Source organism: Paenibacillus sp. MAEPY2 (assembly GCF_000499205.1).
Classification (GTDB): Bacteria; Bacillota; Bacilli; order Paenibacillales; family Paenibacillaceae; genus Paenibacillus; species Paenibacillus vandeheii.
In genome coordinates this window covers 61,484-84,588 of record NZ_AWUK01000013.1, presented here as the reverse complement: position 1 = coordinate 84,588, position 23,105 = coordinate 61,484, and the positions used below count along the sequence as shown (strand labels likewise).

The following is a 23,105-nucleotide window of genomic DNA, read 5'->3' as shown; positions in this document are numbered from 1 at the left end:
TGTGATAAAAATTGGCAGTCGTCGGTGATAAGTTTAATTTTACGTCCACTACGTCATCTTGGACAGTACCCAATAGCGGACGTTATTTAATAGAGTTAAGCGGAGCAGGTAGTACGAACGGCGGTAGTGGCGGCTGCGTAAAAGGGGAAATAAACCTCACCAAAGGTGAAGTCTTAGCTATTACAGTAGGCAGTCAATCTAATGGTGGTAGCGGCGGTAGTGGCGGCTCAGGTAAAGCTAGTGGCGGTACTGCTAGTCCCGGTAGTAGCGGCACAAACGGCGCAGGTGGGACTTATGTCAAGAGAGGTAGTTCCGTCATAATTGCCGCAGGTGGTGGCGGTGGACGTGGAGGTAACGGAGGGGCGGCAGGGCACAGTGGAGGAACTGCCGCAGGTGGTACTGGCGGCACGGGAGGTAACGCTGGCTCTGGTGGGACAAACGGAGTCGGCGGTAGCATATCATATAGAGGTTCAGCAGGTGCAGGTGGAGCAAGTGGCGTATTTCCACATGGTGGCGGTTCTGGCGGTGTAGGTGGTTCTGAATCCTACTACAACGGCAAGGGCAGTACAGGTTCGGTTGGAAACAGCGGTGCGACTGATTATGATGGCGGTGGCGGTGCAGGTGGCGGTGGCGGTGCTTCTGCTACTCCCGGAGACTGGTACGCCGCATCGGGCGGTGGAGGTGGTGGCGGTGCAGGTGGTCACAACTACATTGACCTTACGCTTTTTGGCAGTACATCAACAACAGGTAGTAACTTAGGTGGTGGTAAGGCAGTCCTTACATTCCTGAAACTCCCGCCTGTTGTGTCATCAACAGTGGACAACGAAGGCAACGTAAGCGGCTCAGTAACAGACCCCGCTAACGGCAACTCCAAATACAGGATTTCTGTCAACGGCGTGGTAGTAATGGATTGGAGCAAACTGCAAGCAACGCCTTACAACTTTTCATACACTGTGCCTGAGAGTAATTACACTTCCCTTATCAATTCCATCACTATTGATGTAATGGATAGTAGTGGTTTAAGTGGCTACACATGGGAAGGCATAATTCCCGTAAGTAATTTAGCAAGTTCTATAAATGTCAAGCAGGTATCTGACGTTACTTCTTCGCTTAATGTGCCTTACCGGAATGAATTTAGTGCCTTCTTTACAGTCAGTGAAAGTGGTAGCAGTGACATGGCAGGGGTTATACAGCCTGTCGTAAGCTCTAGCCTGGAGAGTACATTAGCAGTACCTAGTCATTCCTATCTACCCTCTAAGATTTCCGTAACTGAGACGAACACAATGGACGGTACATCGTTTATATGGGGCGTGAGGGAAGCTGACCTCGGCTCGAAAGTGAGCGTCAAGAGGAAGGGCGACAGCTACCTTAAATCTCAGATTGCCGTTCGAGAGTTGAACACAATGGAAGGCACGGTCGATATCTTCGGTCAGGGAACAGAGGAAATAGGCGGCAGTATCTTCACAATGGGTGTTAGTGAGTCCGCTATTGGTGGTAGAATTGGTGTCCGCTTACGGAACTCGATGACAGGTAGAACTGACATTTGGGGCACGGGGGATAGTGACGTAACCTCTGAGGTGAACGTAAAGCAAGTCTCTGACCTGCCGATGACCTTGGGTGTAACTCCTTCCAATAGGATGACCGCAATCGTAGACATTCAACAGCCTACGAGAGTAACAGACACACTAACTGCGAAACGTGACGCTTTCATTCGTGAAGCGTACCCTAAGCTGAACTATGGCGGGGAACAGACGTTGGTCGCAGGGTACAGTGCCACTCGTACAGAGATATTCCGAAGCCTTGTAGGTTTCGATATCACGAATATCTTGGGCATGTCCGACGATTACAAGATTGAAAAAGTCTCAATGAAGCTTAAGCATTCCATCGGTCGTACCCCAACATACCCACTCGAACTAAGAGCCATAACAGGCGATTGGTCAGAGTTCGGAGTAACTTGGAACAACCAACCCAATGCTGGCGATGTAGTAAGCCAAGGAGACTTTACAGCAGACGTAGAGAAAGGCTTCATCACCTTTGATATCACCGAATACATCCTGAAAGCTAAGGCTGAAGGTAAGAACATCGTAGACTTCTACGTTCGGGCGGTAAACGAAGCTGACGAATCGTCTCAGTTCTTCTCAATGGATGCAGGGGTATCTTTAGCACCATCCATCGAATACACGTACTTTGATGAAGTAATCCGAAGCACCGGACGTTCTGGAATTGATACTAGCATCTTGGTAATGTATCCACGTACAAAAGATTGGTCGTCCAAGATTAATGTATTCAAGAAATCCGATAAGAACGACATGTCCTCGAAAATAACGGTCACACCTTCAGGTAATCGGTTCGAGAACCTTCCTTCCCGTTTGATGCTTTCCAGACCAAACCTGCAAGGTAAAGGTATCGTAAGAGTAGGGACTTGGAGCGACCTGACTTCCAAAGTGGCGGTACGGGAAGCAGACCTGAACGACCTTGAGAACTGTAGCATTACGGTATCCAGACCAAACCTGAAACAGACTCTTTACGTAGCCAACAGAAAAGACACTCCGTCGAAGCTAGGTGTTCGAGTATGGGGTGACGACAACCTTTACGGGTGGGCAATTGTAACCGTTAAAGAGCGTCCTGCCACCGTCTACGTAAGACCGTACATCGACAAAGTTGGTACAATCAAGGTAATGCGTACAGTGGACGAAGACCTGACAGCGCAGTTCATTGTAAGTGAGCGTAATAAACTTGGTACGATTGAAGTCCTGAATCGTAGTGACCTAGACTCTGTGATGATTGCAAGGGGCGGCGAAGACACTGACATTGTTTCAAGCATCGTTGCCAACCAGTACCAGTTACTCGGCACGATTGAGGTCAACCCTTACATCGACTACAAGGGTAGCATCTCTGTAAGGCACACGAACGACAGCACAAAGGATTCTAGCCTGACGGTATCCAGACCTGACCTTAACTCTTCAGTTTACGTCAGATTCCGCAGTGATTTGGATGGCATGGTTACAGCAAGACGGGCTGACAGAAGTGAACTAACAGGACAGGCGGCAGTATCCAGACCTGACTTGAAAGGGTTAATCTTCCCGATTATCCACAGTGAGATCACAGGAAGTATCACAGTCAGACGTACCGTTGATAAAGACCTTAAATCCAAAATCATCGTACCGTTCAGAAAAGACATTTTGGCTGAGATGGACATTGTAGGGGCAAGCATGTTGCCGTCCAGCATCCAAGTAAACTCTGGATACCTGTTTAGTAGGATTGAAGTCCCTGCCTACGGGAACGTCGATATTGACGGTGAGTTTACCGTTAGGGTGCGTATGGCAAGTGACCTTGACTCTGCCATCGAAGTTGTTCAATACGACACGATTGACGGAAGTATTACAGTACGTCAGTTCTTTGAAAAGTCCATAGAATCTAAGATTACGGTAATGAGAACCGAAAACGAAGACCTGACAGGTAAAGTCAATGTTTGGATTGTAAGAAACCTGAACGGTAGAATCTCCGTCCGTAGAGAAGCACAGTCCGATATTGATTCTAGTATGTTCATTTTGTGGCACGATGACCTAGCGGGTAGCGTTATTGTCCCAAGTCGCACAGACCTGAACAGTAAAATCAAAGTCATGTACCCTGCACAAAGCGAAATCCCTTCTAAAATCCTTGCTAAGATTCGTGTTCACAGCGACCTCGAATCCGAAATCGACGTAGTGAAGGGCGGGGCTAGAGACCTCCTTAGTATCATGGGAGTCACGCCTACGAACAAAATGACAGGTATTGTGGATATCACTTTACCAATCCGTGAAGAGGTTGTTCTGGATACTGTCAAAGACGCTTATGTAAGGGAAGACGTTCCGACTCTCAACTACGGTGAAGAGACAACTTTCGCAGTAGGTAGTTACAAGGACAAGGTGCTTCGCTCCCTGTTAGGATTTGATATCTCTAGCCTGAAATCAAGCTATGATATCGACAAGGTTGAACTCCGTATGGTTTACGGTCAAGTACCGACTAAGAATCTGAAGCTGTTCGCAGTAGACGGAAGCTGGTCGGAAACAGGAGTGACATGGGACAACCGTCCGAACATTGGGACTGAAATCTCCAACTCCTACACGGTAAACACTGTAGACGGACACGTAACATTCGATGTGACAGACTTCATCGAACAGCAGTACACAGTAGGAAACAACTTAGTTGACTTCTACTTGATGGCGGCTGACGAATCCGAACCTAACTACGAGTACTTCTTCTCCAAAGAAGCAAGCCTAGCCCCTCAGTTAGTGGTCACATACTTTGACCCTGCTGTATGGAGTTTTGGACGTTCTAATATCGACTCTAGCGTTCGAGTACCTTCCCGTAAGAACTTGTCGTCTAGGATTAGAGTTAGAAAACCAGCTTGGTTGGAATTAGGCATTCCTGCATCCCTTGAGGTAACTCGTAACAATGAGTTCACAGGCGTAGCTAACGTGAGCAGACCTGATATGCTTTCGAGTATCACTGCCATGTACCGTGACCAACTTGATATCCCGTCTAGCTTGGGAGTATCTAACAAGTCTCTTAGTAAGGTTGACGGCAGAATGTCAGTAAGCAAGCCTGACCTCCCAATCAGCTTTTACGTTAAAAACAGAGTAGACCTTCCTTCGACGGTCGGCGTAAGAGTTTGGACGGAGCAAGACTTCTTCTCTTGGCTGGTAGTCAATGTAAAAGAGAGACCTGCATCCCTGACTGTTCTCCCGCACAACGATATCGAATTGCGCTTTACGGTTCGTGGGGAGAATGCTGAAGACTTAACCACTCAGGTAACGGTTTCCAGACCGAACTTGGGCGGCTCGATAACAGCCAAACCTTCTGAGAATGGTGACCTGCCTTCCAGCATCACAGTTCGTCACAACGTGGAAGAGGGCATAGACGGAAGCGTTACGGTCAACGTAGGGGTCAACAGAGACCTTTACTCTGAAGTAATGGTAATGGGTATAGGGCAAGCTGAAATCCCTTCTGCGCTCGTCGTAGTAGGTTACAGCTTGGGCAGTACGCTTTACGTATCCAATGCGGAAGTACTGCCATCGAAACTAACGGTCAATCCGACTTGGTTCGAGTTCCTGCCTGTGACTCTCGAAGTAAGCAGACCTAATTTACCTTCTAGCCTTGAAGTTACTCTCCCTGCCGACATTGACGCTTCTATTACGGTCAACGCATTCGGTCAAGGTGAACTAGCGGCGGGTATTACGGTAAGTAGGGACATACTTCAGTCAAGCATTAAAGTCACTGACCGCTCAGACGTTACTTCTATTGTTAAGGTCAAAGTCGATGCAGAGCAATCCCTTGGCGGCGGCTTGATTGTAAGCAGACCTGAACTTGCGGGCGTAGTTAACGTAGTGCTTAACAAAGACCTGCGGTCAACCATTAACGTAATGTTCAAGGATAGCAAAGACTTAGGTTCTAAGGTATTCGTTAAGTACATGAATGAAATCGTTTCGACCTTAGATGTAGTAGGGGCAAGCATGATTCCTTCGAGCATTCAAGTAATATCGGGTAACTTGGCTTCGGTAATCGCCGTACCTGCTTACGGAAACAAAGACCTGAAAGGTACAATCGGAGTAAAGAATCGTTTCATCTCTGAGATTCCAACTACACTGCAAGTACAAGAATGGTCACAGTTCGTCGGGACTATCGGAGTAAGGAATTGGGCAGACCACGATGTGGGCGGTAGCCTGACGGTCGTTAGACACGGAGTTAGTGACCTAGTGTCCGTCATTGTCCCTGTAATGAGATATACTATCCCTTCGACAATCGGTGTACGATTCGACAACACGATGACAGGTCACGTTGACTTCATCCCTGTTGGACAGACCGACCTTGACGGAAGTATTGAAATCTCACCTGCATCTGATATCGTGGGAAGCATCCAAGTTGTACTGAACGCTGAGTACAACATTCCTTCTAGCCTGAAAGTGCGGGCTAAAGGGAAGAGCGACCTTCCTGCGAACGCAAGCATCGTCTACAGAAAGAACGAAGACCTGCCGAATACGTTAGGTGTACCTGCATTAAATAAAATGACAGGCAAGGTATTCATTATTCCTGTTGCTGATGCTGACCTTGATTCCAGCATTTACGTTCTCTTCAGTTCTGACCTGAACTCGCAACTAGCCGTAAGGCGTTCGAGCATGTCCGAAAAGACCTGCAAGATTACGGTACGGAGAAGAGACAACAGCGACATTGGAGGTAGGATCAACACCATCCAGTGGAAAGTCCTTAATTCCAAAATCACTGTACGCAGAAGTGCTTTCTCTGAAACCCCTATGCGTCTTGAAGTCTTGGAAAAGAGTGACTTGCTAGATTGTACAATCACCGTAAGGAGAACTGAAAAGGCTGACCTGAAGGCTACAATTACTATCAGAAGAAGTGCTGACAAAGACCTCAACGGTAGAATCGTAGCAAGACGGAGCGATAAATCAGACCTCCCTTCCTTCATTGAGACATGGCAATTCCGTACAGTCCCATCGAAACTTTATGTACTGTACCGTAACGACCTTGTATCCACAATTGATGTAGTTGCTGACTACGGATATTGCTTCATTATGTAATTATGAAGCCCCTACCTTACTTGGTAGGGGTTATTTTTTGCCCGAAATTACCTATATTGTAGTTGCAAGAGGATGAAACTTTCTTATTTTTCCTACTCATTTTTCTGAGATACTTTGGCATAAATCTTGGTTGCGGCTATTTCTGTGTGAACGAGATAATTCGGAACAAGAGCCATGTCACAACTAGTGTTATGCATGTGGGTGGCGAAATTTGTGAAGGAAGATGTGGGAACAGAGGTTTCTAGGGTCAATTCGGACGAGTTCTTATCTGTTTGGAGGTAGAGTAGGAACGTCCCAACATCATTCATTATTCCATCACATCCCGTTGTCTATAGTCACACAATATACACCGGATTATTATGTGACTTATTAACGTGCCACAAACAGAATGAAAAGGTCAGGTGATAGATATGGACGTAGGTGTAATTACAGCAATCGTTGGCCTCGTTGGTACTGCTGTATCCGGTGTAATCGGCTACGCCAGCGGCAAAAACAATAACAAGGTAACGGATAGAGAATTGCTCTCCAAGGACGAGCAGGCCTTCCGTGAAAGGTTGATTGAACGTCTCACAGCTTCGGAAGAAAAGATTGAGAGACTAAGCAACGAAGTCATCACGCTTCGTCAGGAAAACATGGAACTGATTAGTGAGAACAGGCTGCTGAATATCAAGGTAGAGCAATTAGTGGCTCAACTCTCAAGACGGAGGGGAGACGTGCGCTAAGATGGTGAAGTTTGTGAAGAACGCATTCTGGAACGACAATGACGGCTTCTCCGCTAAGGATTTTCTAATGGTACTGTTTGGCGGTCTGTTTGCACTGTTCCTGCTGATTATATTCTTTGCACCTTTCTTCGGGGTAGCGGTCAGCTCCGTCTCGATTGAGATGATAGGAAGCCTTAGCCCTGTCGTTATGACCATCGTGGGCGGGGTATTCGCAGTACAGACAGTGAGGGAGTTCAAAACTACCAATACAGAAACTACCATGACCGTTCCTGGTAATTCTCAAGTAGAAAGTGTCTATAGTATCGCGGAGGAAAAGGTAGGGGATAGCACCCCAAAGATTTAATAGAAAGGGTGAACTAGATGGCTTTCAAGATGAAGTATTCCATTGTACAGAAATACATACCAGTCAATACGAAGAGACGTTCCGGCCTAAAGAACCGAGGAATTGTATTTATCGTGGCTCATGACACGGGCAATGACGGCAGTACAGCGGTGGGTAACGTGAACTACTATACGAACTCTGCCAACGTCGAGAGTGCTTCTGCGCATACCTTTATTGATGATGAGGTCATCATTGAGTGTGTGCCACTCACTGAGAAGGCTTGGCACGTGTTGTATAACGTCACTACAGACAATGACCTTTACGGCTTTGACTCCAATGACCACGCAATCGGCGCAGAACTGTGTTACTCCAATAAGAAGGGGAGCATTAATAATCAAGAAGCTTACAAACGGTACGTGTGGTATATGGCGTATCTATGTAACAAGTACGGATTGAATCCCTTGAAGCGGATTTCAGGCCACAATGAGCTTGATCCGAACCGCAAGTCCGACCCGTACAAGAACGCTTTGAAAATTATGGGAATCAGTAAGGCTCAATTCCTAAACGATGTGGCGGCTGAACTGAAGAATTGCAGTACGCCTGAATCACCAACTAAAACTGAAGTATCGGAGGACGATGAACCTATGAAGCTTGATAAGTGGGCATTAGACATGCTTGTAAAGAACCTGACAGACTTTAAGGATAAAGGGTTCTTTACGGACGAAGCTTGGATTACCAAAGCCAAGAATGGTACGCTGACTGCTTCTGAACTGGCGTTCCTGAACACAATCCTAATTGCTAGGGCGGTGAAGAAATAATGGTAACTTTAACTGAAGTATTGGCTACAGCAGTAGGTGCAATCGGTCTGTGGATGCTTGTGGCGGGCTTAACAGAAGCAATCACGGAAGTCATCAAGAAAGTAATGCCTATTAAGGATACAGGCACGTATGCAGTTTCTATTATAGTAGGCGTAGGACTGGCATTTGCATTCGGACTTAATCCATTCGGACTTACCGGAATTGCCGCATACTCATCTACAGTAGCCGCTGGCTTACTAGCGTCCCGTGGGGCTAACTATCTGAGTGATTGGCTGAAGAAACTAGGAATTAAAAGGGAATAGGATTGGCAGATCTCTTTGTATCGTCTGGAGGAGAACGGTATACCCAGTGTTAAAGAGCTTGCGAAAGAAATGGGTACATGGCAAAGCAACATTTAATCAGGATGGTGGTGGTCGCACCGGATAAGGTTCACTCATACGTGAAGACGATCAAGAACGAACTAAGTGAACTGCAAGCGATTCCCGGCGGGTACATCGAGTTGGTTCGTTATCACGACTTCGATATCTTCTGCAATGAAAATGGAAAGCTGGACGGGCTAATGCTCAACCGCCCACTGTACGACGAAGACGGCAAAAGGTCGAAGTCCTGGCTGGACAGATCTTTGTAAGCATGGGCGACAGCGAAGGCAACCTTCGAGACCTGACCAACGAGGAAATCAAGAAGGCGACCGAACTCTTTACCTTCACTAACACAACGTACTCCAAATTCATTAAAGAACTTCGAGCAATAGGAGTACACGTAATCGGTTAATAAAGTCCCGCCTTCGAGCGAACATCTTTTTCCATAGATAGATCGACTATTGATAACAGAGGGGTTGAGACATATGCGACATACAGCTATATGCCTAATCCACTGTGCTATCAACGGAGTCATACACGTGAACAACGTGACATCCCCTGCTCTAAAGGAAGCCAGGTGAGACGGTCAATATGTCCAATCTTATTACTGAATACCACAAGTATTATCAGCAAGTTTACGCCTAAGGGTCGCCCGCCGAAGTCCTTCAGGGAAGGGGCTGGACGTAACATCTCCCGCAACTTTGTTAATACTTGCGCCGACCACTTAGAGCAGGGAGATGATTTAACAATGGGGCAATACAAAGGACAAGTGATAGTATCTAGCGAAAAGCAATTCGTTTACCGTGACTCTGAAAACAGAGGGCATGTGCAACTGCCGAACATGGTGGTTTCTTGTTTGGAATTATCGGACACGTCTAAGATAGCCTACGGCGTGATATCCAAGTACGTTTTTGAGAACGGAAGAGAAGCATTTCCTGCCGTATCACGAATTGCTATGGCTTGCAACTGCACCAAGAAAACGGCAATCAAGTACATTGACGAACTCTGCGAGAAGGGGTTCATCCTGAAGGAACGTAACGGTAATCGGAAGACGAACTCCTACTATCTGATGGACATAGACAAGATTGACCATCTACATGTATCCGAAATGTTCTGGCGGACTGTAAATTCCGTGTACAAAGAAGTTGAGGTATGCCTATACGAAGATGTATACGAATGCTTCATTAAGATGCTTGAGAAGCTTGACAAAGAGGGAATCATCTTTCGGGAGATTCCTGTCGATGCTGAGACTGAATCACATATACGTGAGACCCTTTTAAGCAGGGTGAAGAAGGAAGGTGACGATATGTTCAACCCACCGTACGCTGGAAAGGCGAAGCCTGATATCTCCGACCAACCTGCGACAAAGGAAGTAATGAGAAACGTTCTAGGTGGCAATGTTGAAAAAGCGGGCAACTTTGGGGAAGGGAAAAGCAGGTTCTCCCTGCCTGATGACATTGATCGATGGAAGAACGACAACTTCGTTCAATACTTCTACGAGAAGTTTATTGACGCTACAGGCAGAACACACGAAACCGCCCGAAGTAAACACCGTGGAATGATTGGGCGCTTGCTCAAGAATGTTGACGGCAACAAGGCGCTAATTAAGCTAAGAATTAATGCCTTTTTCCAAATTGGATACGACAATCAATCCCTTGAGTGGTTCTGTACCTCAGGACGGGCGGCAGAGATTGATTTGTTCGTCGAGAAAGGCAAGAAACCGTTCTATATCGCGGCGCAAGAGAAGAAGGAAATGGTTGAGACTACCGTACAGACAAAGAGCGGCATGTCTGCTGAAGACTTCCTGAAGAGGATTAAAGGAGGTAACTAATGAGTATATTGACTGAAACAAAGACAGAACTGTTTAGCACATGTGAAACCTGTGTGGTAAAGGACTGGTGCAAACTTCGTAGCGGTGAAGTGAAGTTGCCGCCCGAGCATACGCTCACCTATTGTGTGGGCTACGATAAACTGGAAAAGGCTATCGGCTTGGCTAAAATCCCCAAGGAGTACCGTACTGCCAACCTGCACAACTACGTTGAGGATGCGGACAACGCTGACTTTGCAACCATCCTGAAGGACTTGCTATCTAATTCAGTAGGCTTTGTCACTTCAGGTACGAACCTTGCCTTGATTAACAGGGGCAAAGGTACAGGTAAATCATGGACAGCCAATGCCGTTCTTAATGAATTTATTTACAAAGTTTGTCGTGACCCACAATGGTTTGATTATGAAACCCCTGTGGGAATGTATGTAAAATTTGGAGCTTGGGCTAACCGTCAGCGGGATATTTACACTCGTAGTGACGAGAAGTTTACCTACGAAGCCCACCGAGAACTCAACCACATGAATGACGTTCCGCTACTAATACTAGATGATATCGGGAGCGGTCGAATCACCCCAATCATTCGAGACCTTATCTATGATGTTATTGACTTCCGTAAAGAAGCACAGAAAAGTACAATCTTTACAAGCAATTTCCCTGATTCAATATTACGTCAAGATGACATGCTTGGAGACATGGTTGTATCTCGAATGCTTTACAATACGATGGTCATTCCATTGGGCGGCAGAGACAGAAGAGAAGATAATACCTACAAATACTAAATTTAAGTGGAGCGTTTGTTGACGTGTTTAGTGAAGATTTACCTATTGTCGAGCTATTTGTGAACAACATAGTTGAAAGAGACTCTATATATGTTGTGATACAGCTCATAACAGCTCGATACGAACTTAGAGAGGCAAGCGAAAACAGCCCAAAGGAGCATTTATCAGACAACTTAGTTGCGCTGATCGCATGACCTACCTCAAGCACTGTCGCTACATGAAAACCCGTAAGGATTCACCGAATACAATTACTTTTCTAATTGTATTCGGTGAGTCCTTTTCTATTTCCATAATATAGGATTAAATTTTCCGGCGGAAGAAATATTATGTTTTATCCTGAAATTAGGGGGGGTAAAAATCCCCATAAAGGGTGTTGTTATTGAAAATTGGTCAGGAGGACAAGTCTGACTTGTACATAATCGATGAGGGAAATGAAGTCACATAGAGCCTTAGCTGGAATCACGCCGCACCTTTTTCCGTAGATGACTCGACTACTAAGAGTGTAATCGGAAATTGGGAGGGAACACAATGGCGGCAATCGAAGAACTTCAGCTACTCAACCACATCCTAAACGTTAAAGAGTGGGGCGTTGTCGAGGATGCAGGTATTACTGAGGACTACTTTCAGGTACACAAAGAAACCTTCGAGTACGTCAAAGGCTTCAAAAAGAAAAACGGATACTTGCCAACAATAGAAACGGTAATGAACAAGTTTGATACGTTTGAGTTGGTGGAATTGGAGAACATCGACCACGTTGTGCGAGCGGTGAGGGAGGACTTTCTTTATAGGGAGTTCAAACCGATACTGGTATCTGCTTCGGAGACTTTCGCCAAAAAGGAAACGACAGCGGCTATTCAGCAACTTCAGATGGAAGCAGGAAGATTTCTGAAGTCTATCGGCTTAAGGGGTCAGGGCTACTCCTACATCGAAAATGCTCAACAACGTCTCGATGCTTATGACAAAATCCACGGTAGGGCAAAAGATGAAATCATAGGAATGACTACTGGATTCAAGCCGCTAGATTTAGCGACCAACGGACTTGAATACACAGATGGGGCGGTCGATTACTTTCTCGTGTTTGCGCCAACAAACATGGGGAAGACCCTCATATCATCCTTTATGATGTCAGCGGCATGGAACAGTACATTAGATGATGACTATCCAGCCTACTTCGCCTTGGAGCAAAGAGCGTCAGAAATTGCCCATAACTGGGACAATACACTTGCCAAAGTGTCACGGCTTGCTCTAACACGCGGTACGCTCTCTAACGAAAAGAGAGATGCTTATGCGGAGTTTATTGACCGCCTTAAGCAGAAGAAGAAAGACATGGTAATTTACGACCTTAAGAGTAATGGAGGCAAACCTTACACGCTCGACGAAATCCACCGGATACTCGAACGAGAAGGACACAATCGTTGGACACTCGACCAATTATCAAAGTTACGACTTCCCTCACGGGGGAGCGGCGACCTTAGACAGCGCCTGTATGATGTTTCGGCAGGAGTTCGAGACTTAATTCTCGATACTGGTAAGCCCGCAATAGTTGTCGCTCAAGCGAACCGCGATGCCCTTAAGAAAGTAAAGAAGGACATTACGGAGAACGTTGATGCTGGAGATATTGGGGAAACCTTCGCCATCGTACAGGATGCTTCAAAGGGCATCTCTATCGTAAAAGTGAGTGACAACACCTTTAGAATCTTGGTCATAAAAAATCGTGAAAATGCAAGCGGACAATCGTTCCTTGTGCGCTACGACTTCGACTCTGGTATCGTCTCTCTCCTGGATGATTCCATTAACGAACAATACTTCTAAGAGAGGGAGGGACTAGCCCATGTGGGTACAACTGTACCTTAACTCTATCAGCTTAGAAGCGTATAAGGAGAGTAAGGAGTTAACGGCTCACTGCCAATACTTCCCTAACTTTTTCAACGTTCACGTCGATGTTCATGAGGACGAGATAGAAATCCACTCTCCCGGTTTCGCCCAGATAGGGGGAAAGGGAAGTGATTAATCTCTCTCTCAAACAAGAGGATCCCAATATTGAGATTCTTGAATCCTTGTACATTGATCCTGAAGAGTTGACAGATGAACTCAGGTTCTCGTATCAGCATCTCTCGAAGGTTCTAAGTAACCCTAAAGCATTCACAGGACTGAATGATACGGGGGGATGGGTCATGAGTTGCTGTCCATTACATTCCGAAACAAGGGCATCTTTTGGCATCTCTAAAGAACCGCCCTATCACTGTAACTGCTTTTTTTGTGGCTACTTAGGAACAATAGACACTTTAATAGAGAACGCTCTTGACCTGAATGAAGGAGAGGGCATTAAAGTTTTGCTTTCTACCTATATCATCGAGGAAGAAAAACGAAGAACGTTCGATATGGTTGACTTCATAGATAATCGCAGGAACAAGTACGTTATTCCCCATCTTGAAGAGAGCGTTCTTACTAGCATGAAAGATTCGAGGGCTAGTAATGAACTACTCTATCAGACTGGCATAAATTACATGCGTTCTAGGGGATTTAACGACAGAACCCTCGAAACCTACGAAATCTGTGTTGACACTGCAACTGCGACAATTGTATTCCCTCAGAGGACGAGATCCGGAGAACTCCGTTTTGTGCAGAAGAGAAAGATAGGCAACAGCTATCACGGTACTAAGTTCATTAATGAAGGCAGCGCGATAAAGAAAGATATTATTTTTGGTCTCCATTTCATTAACACACTTAGAACCACGAAACACCGAATTAGGCGAGTCAGGATGGTCGAATCACCTATTGACTGTATGTCCAACTATCAGGTGGATATCCCCGCAATCTCGATTAACGGACGTATTCTTTTCAGGAATCAAATTCGGGAGTTGCAGTTGGCTGGCATCGAGGAAATTGATTTGATGCTAGACAACGATAAAGCGGGCGAGAAGGGAATGCAAGACGCCGCAATCTTACTGGATAGGGCAGGGTTCGTTGTGAACCGTGTACGCTACCCTAGCTTTCCTGCGCTCAAAGACAGCAATGAACTGCTTAATGCTTGTTTACTAGACCGTCTCGACACCTACAACGTGAACCTAATCGGGTCAATGTTCCAGTAAGCAAAATTCTATTCAAATTTAGTCGCATCTTACTCAAACGAAGCAACGACCTCTGATATTACTGGCAACACATTACACATGAAACCATTGGAGGAATATTAACTATGACAACTCAAACAACGATATCGAACTTCGATATCGAGTCCTTAACACCTATCTTCAAATTTATACTGAAAGGCGTGAGAAGTGAAGACCGTGAAGAAGTTCAATCAGAAGCTGTGCTTCGTATTCTTACAGCCATCGACAAAGGACAAGTTAAGAAAGATATCTTCACATTCTCTCATACTGTCGTTCAACGTGCAGTATTTGACTACTACCGCAAAAACAACCGTATGATTAGCAAAAACAGCACCTCTGTTAATTTTTGCGATGGGGCAGATGAAGAATATGGTTCAACTATCGATTACTTCTCGTACGCAACTGAAGAGATAGGCTATGGACTGTCTGACGTAAAAACTGATTACTTGAACAACCTCTGTATGTTTACACCGCAACAACGTCGAATCATTGATTTCATGCTCTTCACAGAGGAAGGGATAGATATGAAGCCAACAGAGATTTCTAACTTACTTGGCTTGAACAAGTCCCATGCTTCCCGTGCGATGAAAACGTTAAAAAAATTATGTCAGGGGTAACACCCTAATTTACCTACCTTAGAAGATATACATACATAGATAGATATTAGTAAGAGTGTCTTGGGAGTTTTTAGCTTCAGTATTTCTCTCTTTTAAAGTATAACATACTTTGCCTAAAAAACCTTTAACTGTTCCTATATATGTTTCAAATATCTCATAGAAACATTCTACAACTGCACTTAGAGTAGTGTCAATACACTATGTTGTAAAACAGTGCAATTAAAATAGGTTTTGTAACAAATCTATAATTTTACAGATCATATTAATTACCCAATCCTTTAGTAGTTGAAGCAAATGACACAGATTTCCAAAGAGATACATCTACTACTGATATTAAGGAAGAAATATTAAAAGAAGATTAAATCGCTTTTTAATATATCCTATCCAATTTCTTGAAAAGTCATTCGCTCCTTTTTGAAAAGATGGAACGACGACTAATAGTAAGAGGTCAGCGAACCTCAAATACAAAATACATTGGAGGAAACACATTATGTCTAACACAGTCGTTCGTGGTCTTGGAGCAATTCTCTCTGGCGGTGCAGAATTCATTACTTTTGAAGAAGGAAAGCCAATGACTATGCTCTTCATTGACTGGTTTGAAGACCTGTTCGGTATCCGTGAGCACTATGAATCCGGTCTGACACCTAAATACATTCGTTGCCCCGGCAAAGACATTTGCCCACTTTGCAAAGCAAACCCTTTTAAATATCCTGCATTGCGGATTAAGTTCCGTGTGTATGACCCTATAGAGAAGAGAGTCAAATTCGTCTCTTTGGCTAAGTCTCATGTTCAAAAGTTGAACCAAGAATTCAATCTTGACGAGTGCGACCCTACTAAGAACTTCGTAACCCTTTACCGCACTGGTAGAGGTGCTTCCGACACTGCCTATAGTGCCCGCCGCTATGTGACAAACCCTGAAGCTGGAAAACCTGTTCTGGACTTCCCGACGCAAGAATTAATCGACCAGATGCCTGATATTACACCGCAAGTTACACCACATAGCCCAGACGATATTGCAGATTTCATGCAAGCGTTAGTAGCAGGTGCCCAGACTCAATCTAACGTTTATAATCATGCACCACAAGGTGTTCAGCCAGCCTATGAGCAACAAGGAGTACCTGCAACACAACGCAAACTTCCATTCTAATCTGTAATGAGTGAGGGGCTGAGATGGCCCTCGTTATTAAATACCCTATTTAAACACGACAGTCAATAATATTCATTACAACGTTATTTTCATATCGATAGGGAGGGCCAGTATGTCAGATAACGAAGTCATCAACATTTTAACTAAGGGCGAAAAGAAGTCTGCCCGAACCACACGCACTAGGAATACAGAAATAGTTAAAAAGGCGAAGAAACTCACTAAGAAAGAACAGAAAATCTTAGACGTAGAAGCATCGATCGTCATGCCTGACAATTACACGCTCATCAATACTCCTGAGTTACTTCAGCGATTAGTCAACTACTACAAAGCATATAAAACGATGTATCAAGGCGATGCCTATGTCTATCTCGACACTGAGACTTATGGACTAAACAACTGGCGGGACACTTTAATCTCAATTTCCATAGGTTTTGAATCAGAAGAGTATTTTAATATACCCATGCGCCCTTTTTTACATGAAATGTCGATAAATGTTGAATGTTTGTCTTTTGATACGGTATCAACCGCTCTTAAACCGTTGTTAGAAGAAGAGGAAATGATTGTCATGGCAAACGCAAAGTTTGACATTCACGCACTCAAGAATTGGGCAGATATTGACATTACGTTTAATATCTATTGGGACACGATGATTATGGGCGGTTTATTAAACGAAAATAAACCAAAAGGTCTGAAGGAATGGTACAACTCTTACGCTCTTCCTTGGCTAATCGAGCAAGGTAAATTGAGCCATGATGAACTTAGCCGCCCAACTTTTAAGTTCGGTAACATGTTCGACAAGATTCCATTTGATAGTATACCTCACAGGCTTGCTAACTACTATGCTTGCCATGACGTATTCATGACTCATTGGGTGTTCAGATATCAAAAAAGCATTGTGGAAAATCCATCTTTTGGACTTGACGGAGTTTACCGTCTTTTCCGAGAAGTTGAGATGCCATTGCTGGCTGTTTTTGCTACAGCAGAACGACGGGGAGTAGAGCTAGACTCCAAGTTTCTGAAAGATATTATTGGTAAAGTTCTACAAGAGAAATTGGACGAACTTAAGGCTGATATTTTCGCCGTCTTAGGCGGAACGATTACTCTTATTAAGTCACGAACCCGACAGCGACAAGGGATTAAGTTTAAGGAAGAGTACGAAGTAGTGGAAGAGTTTAACCTAGGCTCTCCCGCACAACTAGCCAGCAAACTATATGTAGAGCATAAGATTCTTGAGACTGAAATGGTTTACGACAAAGACCTAAAGCGTAAAGTACCTAAGCTGTCTACAAGTAAGAAGGTACTTACAAGGAATAAGAAGGTAACCGTGACCCTTGGTGATAAGACTCACAAAATTATCGACTATATTCTAGAATACCGTGGGCTGTCGAAGCTAATTGATGCCTTCTGTAATAAGCTTCCTGACGATACGGTAGAAGGAATCATCCACTGTTCCTACAACCAACTGGTAAGGACTGGACGTGTTTCCTGTTCAGCACCAAACCTTCAGCAAATTCCATCTAAATTTGACCTGATTCGCTATGCCTTCCGTGCCCCTAGTGGGAGACTACTGGTCAGCGGAGACTTCTCGCAACAGGAATTGCGCTGGTTGGCTATCTTTACTCAGGAACAAACCCTCATTGATATCTTCAAGCTAGGGCTTGATATGCACAGTCGGGTAACATGCCAGATTCACAGCTTCGACTATGATATGTTCGAGACGATTCGGGGTTACAAGGGGGATTCAGAAGAAGAGACCAGCATTAACGTAGATGAAGCGATTACGAAATATGCAGGTTCTCATGAACTTATCTATGCAATAACTTATATGAACAGTAAAGAACAGGGCACTAACTCTTCTACTACGGAGATTGTCCGTCCGACCATTGAACGCCTTTCCACATTTTTTGAGTTACTTCGTAAGAAAACCAAGTCCGTAGTATTCGGTGTAATTTACGGTATTACGGACTTGGGCTTAAGTGACCAAATTGAATCCAGTAAAGAGGAAGCAAAGGAACTGATTGACGGCTTTAAGTCCTCCATGCCTAACTACCTTAGGTGGGAAGGAACAACCCACAAAGAGGTTATGGAGAAGGGCTACATTGAGACTGTTCTTGGACGCAAACGCAGATTCGGTGAGACCATTGCTGAAGCTAAACAGGAGGATCTGTGGAAGCGTTCTGGTTGGCACTGGAAAATTGAAAAGTGCAAGCGGCAGAGTTGTAATGCCAAAATCCAGGGCTCAAGCGCTGACCAATCCAAGAAGGCGATGGTGGAACTGTTCTACCCTAAACGACCAGACGGAACTACGTGCTTAAACCGTCGTGAGTGGGTAATTAACGGCTATGTTTCTCAACTTGAGAAGGATGATATCCACCTTGTCCTTCAGGTACACGACGAGTTGATTTTCGACGCCCCTGAGACCGTTGATCTAGCCGTACTAAAGGCGATTACAGATACGATGGCTAATGTTATCCCTAACGATGCAGGAGTCCAATTCAAATCGGATATTGAGGTATCTCCTTATTGGGGCGGCAACTTCTCGCAAGAGCAAATCCGTCTTATGAACGAAGGTGCTTTGGATTGGAGAGATATCTTCGAGGAAGAGGTTAAGAAGAAGCTTTCCAAGTTCGGTATCGAGTATGAAGTCGGTATGTTTGCTGAGAAGGCTGACGAAGAGGAAGAAGAGGAGGCCGCATAATAACGGCTTCTTTGTTATTTGTTACTAACTAAAGTAAGTACCTTATATTGAAGATAACTAGTCTGAAAGGAGTGATAACATGGCAACAGCTTCAGGGATTAGGGTGTGGGGAAACGTTTCTCTTGCCCAAGAAACAGAGATTAAAACTGGAGCTAATGACAACATCGTCGTTACTGTCAACGGAACGGATTACCCCATCACATTAAACGCAGGGGAGTATAAGACCAGCCATACGCATGTAACCTCCGAACTGGTTCAGCATATCGCAAGTAGATTAACAGCGGCAGGATGCCCTGTTTACGCCAAGGTGGGCGGTATCCACGACGATAACCCAAGAACGGTGCTTGTCATTGAGGCAGTAGATAAGGAGGCAAACGTAACAATAGCGGTGTCCGGTAATGGCGCTACTGCCTTTATAGGAGACAAGCCATACCAAGTCCAGCCGCCCGTTTCGGCTTCTGTACCTACTCTGGCGATGGTTAACTTAACCTCAAGAGTCCAAGCCAAGAAGACCTAAAAGATCCTTTCGGGGGTCTTTTTATTTTATCGCACCTTTTTACGTCGATGGCTTGACTACTGTGAGTGTAAGGCAAAACAAACAATCGAAACGGAGCCAGGGACACATGACAACAATAAAATTCAACCCTAATACGCAGAAGCGTACTTCTCAACGAGCGATGGTGCTGAACGCACTGCGTAACGCAGGTTCTAAAGGATTGGCTAACTACGAAATGTACGAAATCAGCCAGCGTTGGGCGGCACGTCTCCAAGAACTGTACAAGCAAGGCTACAAGATTCGTGTTGACAACTTGGGTGACGGTATTCACAGCTACACTTTGGTCGAAGAACCTGCCGCAATCCTGCCGAGACCTGAACGTGCTCAAGATGTTCTGACTCGTGAGATTGAAAGTAAGTTCGGTGGTTCTGTGACAACTGCTCAACTCCTTTACATCCTGCAATCTAACAAGCTTCAGGTTGGACGTAAAGCGGGGACATTCAGCGTATGAGAACCGGAGACATTGAACGGAACAAGGAAGACCGTCACTACGGAGCGGTCGAGTATTCGTCCTTTGGATTTTCCATCCACTCTTGAGTTGATTATGAAGGGCAGTTAGGTCTGAGCAAGAAGATGGGCGTTTCTGCTTTCGCACTCCTTTCCTTGAAAATTTGATTTTGCAACTATCCGAGACTATGTAGCGACCACTATAGAGAAAGGGGCGACAAGCTTTGAAGATGACAACAGAACAATACGCAGAAATCATCGCAGGTAAGGTTGCTCACACGGCAAAGAACATCGCTAAGAATGGCGGTCGGCAAGAGGAAGTCGATTCTGATATAGCCGCAGCAATGATTATCACCTTCGCTCAAGAGATGATGCAAGTCATGAATCAAGTTGAGCAGATGAACGGCGAACCAACTATTTTACACTAGGAGGAAACACATGAGTGCTGAGCCATTGCAAGAGATTCTGCTTACCATGGGCGGTAACACCATCAAGGACGCAAACAAGATGAATGCCCTTTGGGATGACTCGAACGATGTAGCTGAGGAAAAATACGCTGGTTTAAGATACGTCTCTGTTGGCGGTGTTTTTCTGAAGAAGGGCGTCAGTGAAGACGATTAGTTCCATCATCTTCAGTAAGTATTATGGTTAAGGAAACTTGGTCAAGGTTGGAGAATGCTCAGAGATTACATAGGAATTCGTAAAGATATGAGAACAAAGCCAGCCATAGGAAAGAGAAGGTATCTTCACCCTCCGTACTTGGCTATACAAACTTCTCCGACAGATGGGAGTAGATAAAGTGATACCCAAAATTTCAACTATTAATTGGTCTAACTTGACAACTGACTTTAAAAAAATAGGGGGTATGACCTTCGTTGCGCCTTACAAACCCAGAGTAAAACAGGATTTTGTTTGCAAGAAAAGCGGTAAGACCTTCCAAAAAATATGTAGCAGTAATCATCTATTCACTTGTTGTGACCAGAGAATAAGGGGGATTAAGCAATACCACGAACACAGGGGTAAGCATCTTGCTGGAAAGAAGGCCAGATACCGTGAAAACAAGGATGCTTTTACGCGCTTGGCACTTGTAAAACATCACAAGGATAAATTTATGGAAGAGTTCCAGGACCTCAAAGCAACCTGTGGGTTCCGTCTTAGGGTGATTACAGAGATAATGGATTCCAAGACTGAGGAGGGTCAGTAGTGTTCGATCGTTATGCTGTCGGTGGGCGACTAGACCCACCCTACTACCCTACCAAACCTCACCCTCATTTTGTGGGCAGGGCAATCACGGTTCCTGCTAAGGCGAACGGGGATAGGATGATCAAAGATACCTTTACAATGTCCCATGACCTTGAGTTCTATGCGGTATCCATCAGAACGAACATGAATACCGTCGAAGACTACTGGAATTTAACTGTGGACGGAAAGGTACTCGCCAAGAACATTCATTGCAAGAACTACGAGGAAGGCTTGTACTTACAGGTAGCGCATCCAGTGGTGGCAGGTAAAGAGTTCCTGTTCGAGTACCACACACCACACGGAGACGGAAAGAACCTTGAGTTGATGTTCCACTTCCTTACTGAGCCTGACGTTAACCTTGTACTCACCGGAACAACTGACTTAGGTAACTACCCTGACCCGCCCGAAGAGCCAGCCGAAGACCAACAACCACCGGACGCACCGGAAAGTGGCATACAGCTTCCTGTTACGTGGCAACCGTTTACTTCCGTTGTTGAAGCTGAGAAGTGGGCAAGTAACTTAGGAGTGTCAGTAAACTTCGCTAAGAAGATTGATGCCGCTAACTATGTGACCGAAGCATTGGCGTTACTCCTGAATACCTGCGGCGGCTTCGCTGATATGATTCAGAAGCATAAGCTAACAATTAAGATTGAGAACGGTAATGGTGCGAATGGATACTTTGACCCTTCCTCTGGAAAGGTTGTTGTAAGTAAGACGTATGACTACGCCAACGCGGATGTCATCGCTCAGATGGAATACGATACTGGACAGAAGTCTTCTCCTAATAAACTGAGGACGGTCATTCATGAGATTGGGCACTGGCTTCATTATCACAACATTGGAGCACAACAGTTCTATACGTACTCTGCCCTTGACCCTGACAACTACGGAGCGAAGACAATCCTCACCAATGCGGAATCGACGTATATTGCGAACCACCTTTGTAATTATGCGACCAAGTGGTTTCCTATTGAAATGATGCCTGAAACATTCACCGCCAAGATAACCGGAGTGCCTATTGATGCGAAGATATGGGAGTGGTACGAGCAGTACGGTGGATTCAAATGTGAGGGGTGGTAACAATGTGCCAACATGTGTTTCATAAAATCATCTCTTTAATAACGAGCACTATATCTCTGTAAGAGGGAGCAAACTTCCTAAAAGCGTCTTACGTTGCCTTGCCTGTCCTGAGTGAAGCTCCTTTATATAGAAGAAACTCAATCAGTCACGTATACGAAAGAGATGGAATTGGCAGCAATGGAGAGGGGATTTTTATAATGGATATTACAATTCCTTGCATATTCTGCAAGCACTTTAATAGGGACGAACGGGAGAACATGACCTGTGCGGCTTACCCTAATGGAATACCTAAAGAGATTCAGGAATTAAAAGTAATTCACACTGAGCCATATCCCGCCGATAACGGAATCAAGTACGAGCCATTAAGTGATGAGCATGACTACTTCAAATACTTTAAGGGAGAGATTCGACAATGAAAAAAGTAGTCGGAGCGTTATTGGCAGGTTTGGGTATTGGTGCGGCAGGAGCAGTCGGAGTTGCAGGAGCGTTAGCAATTATTATTAGTATTATTCTACTTAAAACTTTGTTTGCTCTCTTGGTAGGTTGGGTTATCGGCTTCGGGTTAAAACTCATTGCGGGTTCATTCGTGGCTGGTACGCTGAGTGCTATTTTCCACACAACAATTCCCGCTTCCGCTTTACCGCAAATCTTTGCAGGTATTGCATTGCTTGCTTCCTTCATTAAACCTTCCCACAGCTTAGCAGACAAGAGCGCAAATAAGTAAAAGGTTTAAAACTAGTTTTGAAGACCTGAAGAAAGGACTTTGTAACTCCCGCTAATCATACGCTGACCATTATAGAGA

General features: G+C 44.9%; 22 protein-coding genes. All 22 read left to right on the top strand.

Features of this window, described 5'->3' with window-relative positions; genetic code table 11:
- Positions 1-11 precede the first annotated feature (11 nt).
- The 22 genes from P364_RS35280 (at position 12) to P364_RS0112295 (ending at position 23,027) form a co-directional block, all read left to right on the top strand.
- Positions 12-6,578, top strand: coding sequence for a DNRLRE domain-containing protein (locus tag P364_RS35280; protein ID WP_024630438.1), 6,567 nt, complete (start codon positions 12-14; stop codon positions 6,576-6,578).
- Positions 6,579-6,988: 410 nt separating this feature from the next.
- Positions 6,989-7,300, top strand: coding sequence for a hypothetical protein (locus tag P364_RS0112400; protein WP_024630436.1), 312 nt, complete (start codon positions 6,989-6,991; stop codon positions 7,298-7,300).
- 1 nt (position 7,301) lies between these two features.
- A complete protein-coding gene (locus tag P364_RS0112395) occupies positions 7,302-7,643 on the top strand; it encodes a hypothetical protein (protein WP_024630435.1) in 342 nt (113 codons plus the stop codon).
- 17 nt (positions 7,644-7,660) lie between these two features.
- Positions 7,661-8,440, top strand: coding sequence for a peptidoglycan recognition protein family protein (locus P364_RS0112390; protein WP_024630434.1), 780 nt, complete (start codon positions 7,661-7,663; stop codon positions 8,438-8,440).
- Positions 8,440-8,742 carry a hypothetical protein gene (locus tag P364_RS0112385; protein ID WP_024630433.1) on the top strand — a complete coding sequence of 101 codons (303 nt, stop codon included), beginning with the start codon at positions 8,440-8,442 and terminating at the stop codon, positions 8,740-8,742. The genes P364_RS0112390 and P364_RS0112385 overlap by 1 nt, the downstream gene beginning before the upstream one ends.
- Before the next feature lie 77 nt (positions 8,743-8,819).
- On the top strand, positions 8,820-9,068 hold the full coding sequence (locus tag P364_RS35275) for a DUF3846 domain-containing protein (protein ID WP_024630432.1): 249 nt from the start codon (positions 8,820-8,822) through the stop codon (positions 9,066-9,068).
- A gap of 587 nt (positions 9,069-9,655) precedes the next feature.
- A complete protein-coding gene (locus P364_RS0112375; protein WP_161634211.1) occupies positions 9,656-10,630 on the top strand; it encodes a helix-turn-helix domain-containing protein in 975 nt (324 codons plus the stop codon).
- Entirely contained in the window at positions 10,630-11,406 is a 777-nt protein-coding gene (locus P364_RS0112370; RefSeq protein WP_024630430.1) for an ATP-binding protein, read from the top strand. Before P364_RS0112375 ends, P364_RS0112370 begins: the two co-directional genes overlap by 1 nt.
- A gap of 528 nt (positions 11,407-11,934) precedes the next feature.
- A complete protein-coding gene (locus tag P364_RS0112365; RefSeq protein WP_024630429.1) occupies positions 11,935-13,218 on the top strand; it encodes a DnaB-like helicase C-terminal domain-containing protein in 1,284 nt (427 codons plus the stop codon).
- A 19-nt stretch (positions 13,219-13,237) separates the two neighbouring features.
- On the top strand, positions 13,238-13,417 hold the full coding sequence (locus P364_RS37545; protein WP_024630428.1) for a hypothetical protein: 180 nt from the start codon (positions 13,238-13,240) through the stop codon (positions 13,415-13,417).
- Positions 13,410-14,498, top strand: coding sequence for a toprim domain-containing protein (locus tag P364_RS0112355; RefSeq protein WP_024630427.1), 1,089 nt, complete (start codon positions 13,410-13,412; stop codon positions 14,496-14,498). Before P364_RS37545 ends, P364_RS0112355 begins: the two co-directional genes overlap by 8 nt.
- 104 nt (positions 14,499-14,602) lie before the next feature.
- Complete coding sequence (locus P364_RS0112350; RefSeq protein WP_024630426.1) at positions 14,603-15,133, top strand: sigma-70 family RNA polymerase sigma factor; 531 nt, start codon at positions 14,603-14,605, stop codon at positions 15,131-15,133.
- Positions 15,134-15,623: 490 nt separating this feature from the next.
- Positions 15,624-16,280, top strand: a complete 657-nt coding sequence (locus P364_RS0112345; RefSeq protein ID WP_024630425.1) for a hypothetical protein — start codon at positions 15,624-15,626, stop codon at positions 16,278-16,280.
- A gap of 112 nt (positions 16,281-16,392) precedes the next feature.
- On the top strand, positions 16,393-18,978 hold the full coding sequence (locus P364_RS36610; protein ID WP_063870637.1) for a DNA polymerase: 2,586 nt from the start codon (positions 16,393-16,395) through the stop codon (positions 18,976-18,978).
- 103 nt (positions 18,979-19,081) lie between these two features.
- A complete protein-coding gene (locus P364_RS0112330; protein WP_152532701.1) occupies positions 19,082-19,495 on the top strand; it encodes a hypothetical protein in 414 nt (137 codons plus the stop codon).
- 106 nt (positions 19,496-19,601) lie between these two features.
- Entirely contained in the window at positions 19,602-19,985 is a 384-nt protein-coding gene (locus P364_RS0112325; RefSeq protein ID WP_024630423.1) for a hypothetical protein, read from the top strand.
- Positions 19,986-20,205: 220 nt separating this feature from the next.
- Positions 20,206-20,409 carry a hypothetical protein gene (locus tag P364_RS0112320; RefSeq protein WP_024630422.1) on the top strand — a complete coding sequence of 68 codons (204 nt, stop codon included), beginning with the start codon at positions 20,206-20,208 and terminating at the stop codon, positions 20,407-20,409.
- 10 nt (positions 20,410-20,419) lie between these two features.
- Complete coding sequence (locus P364_RS0112315; protein WP_024630421.1) at positions 20,420-20,602, top strand: hypothetical protein; 183 nt, start codon at positions 20,420-20,422, stop codon at positions 20,600-20,602.
- 178 nt (positions 20,603-20,780) lie between these two features.
- On the top strand, positions 20,781-21,185 hold the full coding sequence (locus P364_RS0112310) for a hypothetical protein (protein ID WP_024630420.1): 405 nt from the start codon (positions 20,781-20,783) through the stop codon (positions 21,183-21,185).
- Positions 21,185-22,303, top strand: a complete 1,119-nt coding sequence (locus P364_RS0112305) for a hypothetical protein (RefSeq protein ID WP_024630419.1) — start codon at positions 21,185-21,187, stop codon at positions 22,301-22,303. Before P364_RS0112310 ends, P364_RS0112305 begins: the two co-directional genes overlap by 1 nt.
- Positions 22,304-22,500: 197 nt before the next feature.
- Positions 22,501-22,719: a hypothetical protein gene (locus P364_RS0112300; RefSeq protein WP_024630418.1), complete on the top strand. Its 219-nt coding sequence runs from the start codon at positions 22,501-22,503 to the stop codon at positions 22,717-22,719.
- Positions 22,716-23,027: a hypothetical protein gene (locus tag P364_RS0112295; protein ID WP_024630417.1), complete on the top strand. Its 312-nt coding sequence runs from the start codon at positions 22,716-22,718 to the stop codon at positions 23,025-23,027. Before P364_RS0112300 ends, P364_RS0112295 begins: the two co-directional genes overlap by 4 nt.
- The last annotated feature ends 78 nt before the right edge of the window (positions 23,028-23,105 follow it).

Bases quoted from the DNA above. Each gene is read 5' to 3' on its own strand.
- P364_RS0112400 (WP_024630436.1), top strand. From the start codon at position 6,989: ATGGACGTAGGTGTAATTACAGCAATCGTTGGCCTCGTTGGTACTGCT.
- P364_RS0112395 (WP_024630435.1), top strand. From the start codon at position 7,302: ATGGTGAAGTTTGTGAAGAACGCATTCTGGAACGACAATGACGGCTTC.
- P364_RS0112390 (WP_024630434.1), top strand. From the start codon at position 7,661: ATGGCTTTCAAGATGAAGTATTCCATTGTACAGAAATACATACCAGTC.
- P364_RS0112385 (WP_024630433.1), top strand. From the start codon at position 8,440: ATGGTAACTTTAACTGAAGTATTGGCTACAGCAGTAGGTGCAATCGGT.
- P364_RS35275 (WP_024630432.1), top strand. From the start codon at position 8,820: ATGGCAAAGCAACATTTAATCAGGATGGTGGTGGTCGCACCGGATAAG.
- P364_RS0112370 (WP_024630430.1), top strand. From the start codon at position 10,630: ATGAGTATATTGACTGAAACAAAGACAGAACTGTTTAGCACATGTGAA.
- P364_RS0112365 (WP_024630429.1), top strand. From the start codon at position 11,935: ATGGCGGCAATCGAAGAACTTCAGCTACTCAACCACATCCTAAACGTT.
- P364_RS37545 (WP_024630428.1), top strand. From the start codon at position 13,238: ATGTGGGTACAACTGTACCTTAACTCTATCAGCTTAGAAGCGTATAAG.
- P364_RS0112350 (WP_024630426.1), top strand. From the start codon at position 14,603: ATGACAACTCAAACAACGATATCGAACTTCGATATCGAGTCCTTAACA.
- P364_RS0112345 (WP_024630425.1), top strand. From the start codon at position 15,624: ATGTCTAACACAGTCGTTCGTGGTCTTGGAGCAATTCTCTCTGGCGGT.
- P364_RS36610 (WP_063870637.1), top strand. From the start codon at position 16,393: ATGTCAGATAACGAAGTCATCAACATTTTAACTAAGGGCGAAAAGAAG.
- P364_RS0112325 (WP_024630423.1), top strand. From the start codon at position 19,602: ATGACAACAATAAAATTCAACCCTAATACGCAGAAGCGTACTTCTCAA.
- P364_RS0112315 (WP_024630421.1), top strand. From the start codon at position 20,420: ATGAGTGCTGAGCCATTGCAAGAGATTCTGCTTACCATGGGCGGTAAC.
- P364_RS0112300 (WP_024630418.1), top strand. From the start codon at position 22,501: ATGGATATTACAATTCCTTGCATATTCTGCAAGCACTTTAATAGGGAC.
- P364_RS0112295 (WP_024630417.1), top strand. From the start codon at position 22,716: ATGAAAAAAGTAGTCGGAGCGTTATTGGCAGGTTTGGGTATTGGTGCG.